This is a genomic window from Saccharopolyspora sp. NPDC047091, assembly GCF_040643635.1.
GTDB lineage: Bacteria > Actinomycetota > Actinomycetes > Mycobacteriales > Pseudonocardiaceae > Saccharopolyspora_C.
Genome location: NZ_JBEYUS010000108.1, coordinates 1 through 12961, shown reverse-complemented (window position 1 = coordinate 12961; position 12961 = coordinate 1). Strand labels below are relative to the sequence as shown.

Below are 12961 nucleotides of genomic sequence, written 5' to 3'. Positions count from 1 at the left end.
GATCTGCTCGCGGACGCGCAGCGGGACGGGCGCGAGGTGCTGGCGGTGCTGCGCGGCAGCGCGGTGAACCAGGACGGCGCGTCGAACGGCTTGACGGCGCCGAACGGGCCCGCCCAGCGGCGGGTGATCGAGCGGGCGCTGGCGAGCGCCGGGCTGGAACCGTCCGATGTGGACGCTGTGGAGGCGCACGGCACGGGGACGTCCCTGGGCGATCCGATCGAGGCGCAGGCGTTGCTGGAGGCGTACGGGACGGACCGGGACCGGCCGTTGTGGCTGGGTTCGCTGAAGTCGAACATCGGGCACGCGCAGGCGGCGGCCGGGGTCGGCGGCGTGATCAAGGTGGTGCAGGCGATGCGCCACGGGGTGCTGCCGCGCACGTTGCACGCGGCGGAGCCGTCGCCGCACGTGGACTGGAGTGCCGGTTCGCTGCGCCTGCTGACCGAGCAGGTGGACTGGCCGGGCGCCACCGATCGGCCGCGGCGGGCCGCGGTGTCCTCGTTCGGGGTGAGCGGCACCAACGCGCACGCGGTGCTGGAGGAGGCGCCGCCGGCCGCCGAGTCCGAAGCCGAGTCCGAGACCGAGACCGAAGCCGCGGCCGAAGCCTCGGCCGAGTCCGAAGCCGGGGCCGAGTCCGAAGCCGGGGCCGACGCCGTGGCACCGGTTCCGGGCGGCGCGGTCCCGTGGGTGCTGTCCGCCCGCACCGAGCAGGCGTTGCGCGCGCAGGCGGGCCGGCTCGCCGAGCACCTCGCGCGGCACGCCGCGGATCCGGTGGACGTGGGGCATTCGCTGTGGCGCACCCGCTCGTCGTTCGAGCACCGCGCGGTGGTGCTCGGCGCGGACGGGGAGCGGCTGGGCGCCGGAGTGCGCGCGCTCGCCGCGGACGCCCCGGACGCGTCGGTGCTGCGGGGCGTCGCGGATGTCGACGGCGGTGTCGTGTTCGCCTTCCCCGGGCAGGGTTCGGCGTGGGCCGGGATGGGCCGCGCGCTGCTGGACGAGTCGCCGGTGTTCGCGGCGCGCGTCGCCGAGTGCGAGGCGGTGTTCGCCGAGTTCGTGGACTGGTCGGTGACCGCGGTGCTGCGCGGCGCGGACGGTGCGCCGTCGCTGGAGCGGGACGAGGTGCAGCAGCCCGCGACGTTCGCGGTGATGGTGGCGCTGGCGGAGTTGTGGCGGTCCCGCGGCGTCGAACCGGATGCGGTGGTGGGTCATTCGCAGGGCGAGATCGCGGCCGCGGTGGTGGCGGGGGCGCTGTCGCTGCGGGACGGCGCGCAGCTGGTCGCGCGGCGCGGGCGGATCATCGGCGAGCGGCTGGCGGGCACCGGCGGCCTGCTGTCGGTGGCGTTGCCGCGGGAGGCGGTGCAGCGGCGGATCGAGGGCCGGGAGCTCGCGCTGGCCGCGGTGAACGGTCCCGCGTCGGTGGCGGTGTCCGGCGCGGAGGCCGAGCTGGACGCGCTGGCGGCGGAACTGGCGGCGGAGGACGTGCGGGTCCGCCGGGTCTCGATGGACTACCCATCGCATTCGGCGCACGTGGAGCCGTTGCGGGAGGAGTTGCTCGCCGCGTTCGCGGGCATCACCCCGCGGGTGCCGCAGGTGCCGTTCCGGTCCACCGTCACCGGCGAGTGGTGCACCGAGGCGGTCACCGATCCGGAGTACTGGTACCGGAACATGCGCAGCGCGGTGCTGTTCGCCCCGGCGGTGGAGGCCTTGCTGGAGCGGGGATCCCGGGTGTTCGTGGAGGTCGGTGCGCACCCGGTGCTGACCTCCGGCGTGCAGGAGCTGATCGAGCGGCGCGAGGTGCCCGCGGTGGCCGTCGGCACGCTGCGGCGCGACGACGGCGGCCTGGACCGGTTCCGGACCGCGGCTGCGGAGCTGTCCGTTCGCGGCGTCGCGGTGGACTGGTCGCGGGAGCTGGCGGGCGGCCGCGTGGTGGAGCTGCCGACGTACGCCTTCCAGCACCAGCGGTTCTGGACCGAGCCGTCGCGGGCGGGCGACCCGGCGGACGCGGAGTTCTGGGCGGCGGTGGAGCAGCAGGACGCGCGGGCGTTGACCGCGCAGGTCAACGTGGACGAGGCGGCGCTGGCCGCGGTGCTGCCCGCGCTGTCGTCGTGGCGGGAGCGGCGCCGCGCGGCGTCGGCGGCCGACGAGTGGCGCTACGAGGTGACCTGGAAGCCGGTCGGCGACCTGGACGGGGCACCGGCCGGGCGCTGGCTGCTGGTCGGCAGCGGCAGCGAGGGCTCCGACGGAACCGGTGGCGACGGCACCGACGAGGTGGCGGACGCGCTGGCCGGGCAGGGCGTAGACGTGGTGCGGCTGGAACTCGACGAGTCCCACGTGGACAGAGCGGTGCTGGCGGCGGAGCTCGCCGGTGCGGGCGAGTTCGCGGGCGTCCTCTCCACCCTCGCCCACCACGAGGAACCCGGGGCGCGGTACCCGGACCTGCCGTTGGGGCTGGCGCTGACCGTGTCACTGGTGCAGGCCCTCGGCGACGCGGGAATCGATGCTCCGATGTGGACGGTGACCCGAGGCGCGGTGGCCGCGACCGCGGCGGACCCGGTGCCGAACCCGGTGCAGGCGCAGGTGCTGGGCGTGTCCTGGACGGCCGCGCTGGAGCACCCGCAGCGCTGGGGCGGCACCGTGGACCTGCCGGAACCGGACGAGCGGACCGCGCCCCCGCTGGCCGCGGTGCTCGCCGGTGCCTCCGGCGAGGACCAGCTGGCGATCCGGGAGGGCGCGGTGCTGGCCCGCCGCGTGGTGCGCGCCGCCGCGCCGCGCCCGGTGCGCAGCTGGGAACCGCGCGGCACCGTGCTGGTCACCGGTGGCACCGGCGCGATCGGGCCGGACCTGGCGCGCTGGCTCGCGGAGCAGGGCGCGGCGCGCATCGTGCTCACCTCGCGGCGCGGACCCGACGCCGAGGGCGTGCCGGAGCTGGTCGCGGAACTGGCCGAGCTCGGCACCGAGGTCACCGTCGAGTCCTGCGACGTGGCCGACCGGGACGCGCTCGCCGCGCTGCTGGACCGGCTCGCCGCGGCGGGCCACGAGATCCGCACCGCGGTGCACGCGGCCGTCACCATCGAACTGGGCGCGCTCGACGGGCTCGACCTGGAGTCGGTGCAGCGGGTGGTGCGCGCCAAGGTCTCCGGAGCGCGGCACCTCGACGAGCTGCTGGGCGCCGACCTCGACGCGTTCGTGCTGTACTCCTCGATCGCCGGGATGTGGGGCAGCGGGGCGCACGCCGCCTACGCGGCCGGGAACGCGTACCTGGCGGCGCTGGCGCAGCAGCGGCGCGCCCGCGGGCTGCCCGCCACCTCGCTGCACTGGGGCAAGTGGCCGGACTCCCCGGAGCTGGCCGCCGCCGACCGGCACGGGGCGCGCCGCAGCGGGCTGCGCATCCTCGAACCCGCCACCGCGTTCACCGCGCTGCGCCGCGCCCTGGACGAGGACGCCGGAGTGCTGGCGCTGACCGACGTGGACTGGGCCGAGTACCACCAGGTGTTCACCGCGGCCCGCCCCAGCACGCTGTTCGACGACATCCCCGAGGTGCGGGACCGCGCCGACGCCCCCGCGGCGACCGGCGGGTTCGCCGACCGGCTGCGCGGGTTGCCCGCGGCCGAGCGGGCCGCGGAACTGCTGGACCTGGTGCGCGCCGAGGCGAGCGCCGCGCTCGGCGGCTCGGGCGGCCTCGCCGACCGGCGCGCGTTCCGCGAGGTCGGCTTCGACTCGGTGACCACCGTGGAGCTGCGGAACCGGCTGGTGCGCGCCACCGGACTCGCACTGCCGACCACCGTCGTGTTCGACCACCCGTCGCCCGCCGCGCTCGCCGAGCACCTCGCCACCCGATTCGACGGTGGAGCCCGGACCCGCACCGAGGTGCGCGGGTCGGCGGACGAACCGATCGCGATCATCGGCACCGGTTGCCGGCTCCCCGGCGGTGTCACCGGCCCCGACGAGCTGTGGCGCCTGGTGCGCGACGGCGTCGACGCGATCGGGCAGGCGCCGCAGGACCGGGGCTGGGACCTCGCCGAGCGCTACGACCCCGACCCGCAGCGGGCCGGGCGCACCTACTCGCTGCTCGGCGGATTCCTGCACGATCCGGCGGGGTTCGACGCCGAGTTCTTCGGCATCTCCCCGCGCGAGGCGCAGGCGATGGACCCGCAGCAGCGGCTGCTGCTGGAAACCGGCTGGGAGGCGCTGGAACGCGCCGGGATCGACCCGGAGTCGCTGCGCGGCACGGCCACCGGCACCTTCGTCGGCGCCACCCACCAGGGCTACAGCGCGAGCACCTTCGGCATCGACGACGGCACCGAAGGCCAGTACATCACCGGCGCCGCCGCGAGCGTGCTCTCCGGGCGGCTCGCCTACCTGCTCGGCTTGGAGGGCCCGGCGCTGACCGTGGACACCGCGTGCTCGGCGTCGCTGGTGGCGCTGCACCTGGCGTGCCGCTCGCTGCGCTCCGGGGAGAGCTCGCTGGCGCTGGCCGCCGGGTCGACCGTGATGGCCGGTCCGCAGGACTTCCTCGGGTTCAGCAGGTTGGGCGCGCTGGCCGCGGACGGGCGCTGCAAGGCGTTCGCGGCGGGCGCCGACGGGATGAGCCTCGCCGAAGGCGTCGGCGTGCTCGTGCTGGAACGGTTGTCCGACGCGCGCCGCAACGGGCACCCGGTGCTGGCGGTGGTGCGCGGTTCCGCGACGAACCAGGACGGCGCCTCCAACGGGCTGACCGCCCCGAACGGGCCCGCGCAGCAGCGCGTGATCCGCGCCGCGCTCGCCGACGCGGGGCTCGAACCGTCCGAAGTGGACGCGGTCGAGGCGCACGGTACCGGCACCGCCCTGGGCGATCCGATCGAGGCGCAGGCCGTGCTCGCCACCTACGGCGCGGACGAGCGGGAATCGCCGCTGTGGCTGGGATCGCTGAAGACGAACATCGGGCACTCGCAGGCCACCGCGGGCATCGCGGGCGTGCTCAAGGTGGTGGAGGCGATGCGGCACGGCGTGCTGCCGCGCACCCTGCACGCCGCCGAACCGACCGAGCACGTCGACTGGTCCGCGGGCCGGGTGCGGCTGCTCACCGACGAGGTCGAGTGGAATCCGGGACGGCCGCGGCGGGCCGGCGTGTCCGCGTTCGGCATCAGCGGCACCAACGCGCACGTCGTCCTGGAGCAGGCCCCGGACGAACCCGCCGCCGAACGGGACGAACCCGGTGGCAGGGACGGGATCGTGCCGTGGGTGCTGTCGGCGAAGTCCGAGCCCGCGCTGCGCGAGCAGGCCACCCGGCTCGCCGCGATCGCGCCCGGCACCGTCCCGGCGGAACTCGCCTGGTCGCTGCTGACGACCCGCGCCCGGTTTGAGCACCGCGCGGTCGTGCTCGGCGCGGACACCGCCGAACTCACCGCGGGGCTGGACGCGATCGCCACCGGTGGCGCCGGGGACGCGGTGCGCGGCAGCGACGTCGGCGGACCCGGCCCGGTGTTCGTCTACCCGGGGCAGGGGTCGCAGTGGCGCGGCATGGGCCGCGAGCTGCTCGCCACCTCCGCGGTGTTCGCGGCCGCCGTCGACGAGTGCGCGCGAGCGCTGGCACCGCACGTGGACTGGTCGCTGCGCGAAGTGCTCGACGGCACCGCCGAACCGGAGCTGGCCGAGCGGGTCGACGTGGTGCAGCCCGCGCTGTTCGCCACGATGATCGCGCTCACCGAGCTGTGGCGGTCCCACGGCTGCACGCCGTCCGCGGTGATCGGGCACTCCCAGGGCGAGATCGCCGCGGCCTGCGCGGCGGGCGCGCTGTCCCTGCCGGACGCGGCGCGGGTCGTGGCGCTGCGCAGCAAGGCGCTGCTGGCGCTGGCCGGGCAGGGCGGCATGGTGTCGCTCGCCGTGTCCGCGGAACGCGCCACCGAGCTGCTCGAACCGTGGGCGGAGCGGGTGTCGCTGGCCGTGGTGAACGGGCCGTCCTCGGTGGTGGTGTCCGGCGAACCCGACGCGCTGGAGGAGCTGCTCGCCGAGTGCGGGCGCCGCGAGGTCCGCGCCCGGAAGGTCAACGTGGACTACGCCTCGCACGGCCCGCACGTCGAGCAGGTGCGCGCGGAGCTGGCCGAGGTGCTGGCCCCGATCACCCCGCGCCCGGCGACGATCCCGTTCTACTCGACCGTCACCGGGCAGCGGCTGGACACCACCGACCTGGACGCCGACTACTGGTTCGCGAACCTGCGCCGCACCGTGCGGATGGCCGAGGCGACGCGCGCGCTGCTGGCCGACGGCCGCCGCGCGTTCGTCGAGATCAGCCCGCACCCGGTGCTGGCCGCGGCCGTCGAGGAGACGATCGAGGACGCCTGCCCGGACCCGGCGGTGGTCCTCGGCACGCTGCGCCGCGACGACGGCGGGCCGCGCCGGTTCCTGCGCTCGCTGGCGGAGGCGCACGTGCACGGCGTGGACGTGGACTGGACGGGCGTGCTCACCGGCGCGCCCGCGCGGCCCGTGCCGCTGCCGACCTACCCGTTCCAGCACCGCCCGTACTGGTGGTCCCGGCGCCCGGAACGCGGCGGTGCGCCCGATTCGGCGTTCTGGGAGCTCGTCGACCGCGGCGACCCGGACGCGCTGTCCGCGGAGCTCGGCGTGGACGGCGCCGCGGTGCTGCCCGCGCTGGCCGGTTGGCGGGAGCGGTCCCGGCACCGCGCCGAGGTGGAGCGGCTGCGCTACCGGATCGGCTGGACCCGGCTGCCCGCGGCGGACCCCGCGGGTCCCCGGCTGGTGGTGGTGCCGGAGGTGGCGGACGAGTGGACCTCGACCGTGCTCGACTCGCTCGGACCGGACGTCGAGGTGCTCCGCACCGGCGCGGCCGAACGCGGCGAGCTCGCCGCCGAACTGCGCGCGGCCACCGCGGGCCGCGAGTTCCGCTCGGTGCTGTCCCTGCTGGTCGCGGCCGCGGACGACCCGGTGGGCACCGCGCTGCTGCAGGTGCAGGCGTTCGCCGATGCCGGACCGGACGCTCCGCTGTGGTGCGCGACGAGGGCCGCGGTATCCGTGACCGGCGAGGACGTGCGCCCCGAGCAGACCGCAGCCTGGGGCCTGGGCCGGGTGGCCGCGCTGGAGCTCCCGGACCGGTGGGGCGGTCTGCTCGACCTGCCCGCGGAACTCGACGCGGCCACCGCGCGGCTGCTGCCCACCGCGGCGGCCGGGACCGAGGACCAGGTGGCGCTGCGCGACGGCGCCGCGCACGGCCGCCGGTTGCTGCGCCCCGCGCCCGCCACCGGCGGCGGGTTCCGCACCGCCGGAACCGCGCTGATCACCGGTGGCACCGGTGGCGTCGGCGCCCGCGTCGCGAAGTGGGCCGTGGAGCGCGGTGCCGAGCACGTGGTGCTCGCCGGTCGCCGCGGCCCCGACGCGCCCGGCGCGGACCGGCTCGCCGCCGAACTGCGGGAGCTGGGCGCGCGGGTCACCATCGCCGCCTGCGACGTCGCCGACCGGGACGCGCTGGGGAAGCTGCTGGCCGAGGTCGGCGAGCTCGGCTCGGTGTTCCACGCCGCCGGGATCGCCGACGGCGACGCGCCGGTGCTCGAACTCACCGGGGCGCGGCTCACCGAACTGCTGCGCGCCAAGCGGGACGCGGCGCGGCACCTGCACGAGCTCACCGCCGGGCACCCGCTGGACGCGTTCGTGCTGTTCTCCTCCGGTGCCGCGGCCTGGGGCAGCGGTGGGCAACCGGGGTATGCGGCGGCGAACGCCTTCCTCGACGGCCTGGCCGAGCACCGCCGCGCGCACGGGCTGCCCGCCACCGCGGTGGCCTGGGGCACCTGGGGCGAGGCGGGCATGGCGGCCGACGAGGCGGTGGGCGACCGGCTGCGCCGCCAAGGCGTGCCCGCGATGAGCTCGGACGCCGCCCTCGGCGGACTCGACCAGTCCATCGTGGACGGTGCCGCGACGGCGGTGATCTCCGCGCTGGACTGGGAGAAGTTCGCCCCCGGCTTCACCGCCGCCCGCCCCAGCCCGCTGCTGGCGGAGCTCCCCGAAGCCCGCGCGGTGCTCGACGCCGAACCCGAGGCCGCCGACTCCGGGGGGCTGCGGGACCGGCTGCACGGCCTGCCCGCCGCCGAACGCGCCAAGGCGCTGCTGGAGGTGGTGCGCGGGGAGGCCGCCGCCACCCTCGGCCACGACGGGGCGTCCGACGTGCCCGCGTCCCGCGCGTTCAAGGACGTCGGCTTCGACTCGGTGACCGCGGTGGAGCTGCGCAACCGGCTGCGCACCGCCACCGGGCTGCCGCTGCCCGCGGCGCTGGTGTTCGACCACCCGACCCCGTCGGCGCTGGCCGCGCACCTGGCCGCCGAGCTGTTCGGCGACGCCGCGGACCGGCCGGACGATCCGGACGACCGCATCCGCGAGGTCCTCAGCACCATCCCGCTCGGCAGGCTGCGCCAGGCGGGCCTGCTGGACATGGTGCTGCGGCTGGCCGAGGACGACCCGGAGCCCGCCGCGGCCGAACCCGCCGCGGCCGCGGACTCCATCGACGACATGGACGCCGAGAGCCTGCTGCGGCTGGCGACCGGCACCAGCGAGTGAACGGGGAGACCGGGATGACCGACTCCAACGCCCAGTACGTCGAAGCGCTGCGCTCCTCGCTGAAGGAGATCGAGCGGCTGCGCGAGCAGAACCAGCGGCTGGTGTCCGCGGCGGCCGAGCCGATCGCCGTCGTCGGCATCGGCTGCCGGTTCCCCGGCGGCGTCGGCACCCCCGAGCAGCTGTGGGACCTCGTCGCGGCCGAACGCGACGCGATCGGGCCGTTCCCCGCCGACCGCGGCTGGGACCTGGAGCGGCTGCGCGGTGGCGGACCCGGTTCCAGCCTCGCGCTCGAAGGCGGCTTCCTCGACGGCATGGCCGAGTTCGACGCCGAGTTCTTCGGCATCTCCCCGCGCGAGGCCGTCGCGATGGACCCGCAGCAGCGGCTGCTGCTGGAGACCGCGTGGGAGGCGCTGGAGCGCGCCGGGATCGACCCGTCGGTGCTGCGCGGCTCGGCGACGGGCGTGTTCACCGGCACCACCGGCCAGGACTACGGCAAGGTCCTGGAGGCCTCCGACGAGGACGTGGAGGTGTACTCCACGACCGGGCACGCGGCGTGCGTGCTGTCCGGGCGGCTGTCCTACCTGCTGGGCCTGGAGGGCCCGGCGATCACGGTGGACACCGGCTGCTCGTCCTCGCTGGTGGCGCTGCACCAGGCGGTGCAGGCGCTGCGCGCGGGGGAGTGCTCGCTGGCGCTGACCGGCGGCGCCTCGGTGATGGCGACCCCGGGACCGTTCACCTCGTTCACCGCGCAGCACGGCCTGGCCGCCGACGGCCGGTGCAAGCCGTTCGCGGCGGGCGCGGACGGCACCGGCTGGGGCGAAGGCTCCGGCGTGCTGGTGCTGGAGCGGTTGTCCGACGCCCGGCGGCACGGCCGCGAGGTGCTGGCGGTGGTGCGCGGCAGCGCCGTCAACCAGGACGGCGGCTCGAACGGGCTGACCGCGCCGAACGGGCCCGCGCAGCAGCGCGTCATCCGCGCGGCGCTGGAGAACGCGCGGCTCGCACCGTCCGATGTGGACGTGGTGGAGGCGCACGGCACCGGCACCTCGCTGGGCGATCCGATCGAGGCGCAGGCGCTGCTGGCGACCTACGGGCAGGGCCGGGACGAACCGCTGTGGCTGGGCTCGGTGAAGTCGAACATCGGCCACACCCAGGCCGCCGCGGGCGTCGCCGGAGTGATCAAGATGGTGCTCGCGATGCGGCACGGGGTGCTGCCGCGCAGCCTGCACGCCGATGCGCCGTCCGAGGACGTGGACTGGTCCGCGGGCGAGGTCCGGCTGCTCACCGAACGCCGGGACTGGCCGGAGCAGGACCGGGTGCGGCGCGCGGGCGTGTCGTCCTTCGGCATCAGCGGCACCAACGCGCACGTCGTCGTCGAGCAGGCACCGCCGGTCGAGGTCGCCCCGCGCGAGCGGCAGGTGGTGCCCGGCGCGGTGGCGCTGCCGGTGTCCGCCCGCGATCCGGAGGCGCTGGCCGCGCAGCTGGACCGGCTCGACGCGCACCTCGCCGCGCACCCCGACCTGGAACCGCTGGACGTGGCGTGGACCCTCGCCGCGGCGCGGTCCGCGTTCGAGCACTGCGCGGTGCGGATCGCCGGACCCGACGGCACCGCCGTCGTCGCGGACGGCGCAGCGGCACCGGAGTGCCCGTCCGCGTTCCTGTTCGCCGGGCAGGGTTCGCAGCGGCTCGGGATGGGCCGCGAGCTGCACGCCCGGTTCCCGGTGTTCGCGGCGGCGTTCGACGAGGTCCTCGCCGAGCTCGACCCGCACCTGCCGCGTCCGCTGCGCGAGGTGATGTGGGGCGAGGACGCGGACGTGCTGCAGCGCACCGAGTTCGCGCAGCCCGCGCTGTTCGCCGTCGAGGTCGCGCTGTTCCGGCTGCTGGCGAGCCACGGCGTGCACCCGGACCACCTGGTGGGCCACTCGATCGGCGAGATCGCCGCCGCGCACGTCGCCGGCGTGCTCTCGCTCGCCGATGCCGCGACCCTCGTCGCCGCGCGCGGCCGGGTGCTGCAGGCGCTGCCCGCCGGGGGCGGGATGCTCGCGGTGCAGGCCACCGAGGACGAGATCGTGGCCGTGTTGGCCGAACACGCGGGCATGGCCGAGCAGGTGGGCATCGCCGCGATCAACGGGCCCGACTCGCTGGTGCTCTCCGGCGACGCCGCGCGGCTGGACGAGCTCGCCGAGCGCTGGGCGCGGGACGGGCGCCGGACGACGCGGCTGCCGGTCAGCCACGCGTTCCACTCGCCGCTGATGGAACCGGCGCTCGCGGAGTTCCGGGCCGTGGTGGCCGGGCTGAACTTCGGCACCCCGCGGCTGCCGATCGCCTCCACCCGCACCGGTACTGCCGACGCCGACTTCGGGGACGTCGAGCACTGGGTGCGGCACGTGCGCGAACCGGTCCGGTTCGCCGACGCCGTCCGCGTGCTGGGCGAGCGCGGCGTGCGGGCCTGCCTGGAACTGGGCCCGGACGGCACGCTGTCCGCGCTGGCCGCCCGGCTGCTGCCGGACGCGGTGGCGGTGCCGCTGCTGCGCGCCGACCGCGACGAGGAACGCACCGCGCTGACCGCGCTGGCCCGCGCGCACGTGGCCGGCGTGCCGGTGGACTGGGCGGCGGTGCTGGACGGCACCGGGGCCCGCCGGGTGGACCTGCCGACCTACCCGTTCCAGCGCCGCCGCTTCTGGCCCACGACCTCCCGGACCCGCGGTGGTGACGCGCCCGCCGCGGGTCCGGGATCCCACCCGCTGCTGGGCTCCAGGGTGGAGCTCGCCGGTGGTGACGAGGTGCTGTTCGACTCGGTGCTGTCGGTGGCGGCGCAGCCGTGGCTGGCCGGGCACGTCGTCGGCGGCCGGATCCTGCTGCCGGGCACCGCGTTCCTGGAGCTGGCGCTGCGCGCGGCGGACGAGACCGGGTGCGCGGGAGTGGCCGAGCTGGCGCTGGCGGCGCCGCTGGTGCTGCCCGCCGACGGCGGGGTCCGGGTGCAGGTGCGGGTGGCCGCCCCGGACGCGGACGGCCGCCGCCCCGCGGACGTGTTCGCCCGCGCCGATGAGGACTCCCCGTGGACCCGGCACGCCACCGGAGTGCTCGGCGCGGCCGCGGACACCGGGGTGCCGCTGACCGAGTGGCCGCCCGCGGCGGAACCGGTGGCCCTGGACGGGGCGTACGAGCGGCTCGCGGAGCTCGGCTTCGACTACGGTCCCGCGTTCCGCGGGCTGCACCGGGTGTGGCGCGGTGACGGCGAGGTGTTCGCCGAGGTCGCACTACCGTCCGATGTGGACACCGACGAGTTCGGCCTGCACCCGGCGCTGCTGGACGCGGTGCAGCAGGCGGCCGCGTTCGCCGATCTCGGGCCGATCAGCAGGGGCGGGCTGCCGTTCGCCTGGGAAGGCGGGGCGCTGCACGCCACCGGGGCGTCCGCGGTGCGCGCCCGGCTCGCCCGCGCGGGCGAGGACGCCGTGTCGGTGGTCGTCGCGGACGCGCAGGGCGCACCCGTCGCCACCGTCGATTCCCTGCTGGCGCGGGAGGTTCCCGCCGCGGGCGTCGGTGCCGCCGCCACCGCGCGCGAAGCGCTGTTCCGGCTCGACCACGAGCCGATCCAGGTCGAGGAGCGGCCGGAGCGGGTGACCGCGCTGGCACCGATCGGCGCCGCGTGGGACCTGGCGGGCCTGCTCGGCGCGCCGGAGGCCGCCGACCTCGCCGCGCTCGCCGACGAGCCGGGGCCGGTCGTGGTCCCGGTGCGCGGCGGACCGGACCTGGCGGCGTCCGCGCACGAGCTCACCGCGGCCGCGCTGGCGCTGGTCCAGGACTGGCTCGGCCGGTTCGCGGACGCCCGGCTGCTGTTCGCCACCGCCGATGCCGCGACCGACCCGGCGGCGGCCGCGGTGCACGGCCTGGTCCGCGTCGCGGCGTCGGAGCACCCGGGCCGGTTCGGCCTGCTCGTGCTCGACGATCCGGAGCCGGACGCGCTGGCCGCCGCGATCGCGACCGCGGAACCGGACGTGCTGGTGCGCGGTGACCGGGTGCTCGCGGCCCGGCTGGCCCGCGCCGACGTGCCCGCCGAACCGGCCACCTGGGACCCGGACGGCACCGTGCTCATCACCGGCGGCACCGGTGGCATCGGCGCTGAGCTGGCCCGACACCTGGTGCGGGAGCGCGGCGTGCGGCACCTGCTGCTGCTGAGCCGCCGTGGGCTCGACGCCGCGGGCGCCCCGGAACTGGCCGCCGACCTGCGCGAACTCGGCGCCGAGGTCGAGGTGGCGGCCTGCGACGCGGCCGATCGCGCGGCGCTGGCCGAGGTGCTGGCCGGGATTCCCGAACCGCACCCGCTGCGGGCCGTGGTGCACGCCGCGGGCGTCGTCGACGACGGCGTGGTGGACGCGCTCGACGCGGAGCGGCTGGCGGCGGTGCTGCGGCCGAAGGTGGACGC

2 protein-coding genes are annotated in these 12961 nt (G+C 76.9%); both read left to right on the top strand.

Annotated elements, in window-relative coordinates:
• Positions 1-45 precede the first annotated feature (45 nt).
• Positions 46-8538: a type I polyketide synthase gene (locus tag ABZ805_RS27940; RefSeq protein WP_358446505.1), complete on the top strand. Its 8493-nt coding sequence runs from the start codon at positions 46-48 to the stop codon at positions 8536-8538.
• A gap of 14 nt (positions 8539-8552) precedes the next feature.
• Positions 8553-12961, top strand: a 4409-nt coding sequence (locus tag ABZ805_RS27935) for an SDR family NAD(P)-dependent oxidoreductase (protein ID WP_358446503.1), incomplete at its 3' end; no start/stop codon positions are given.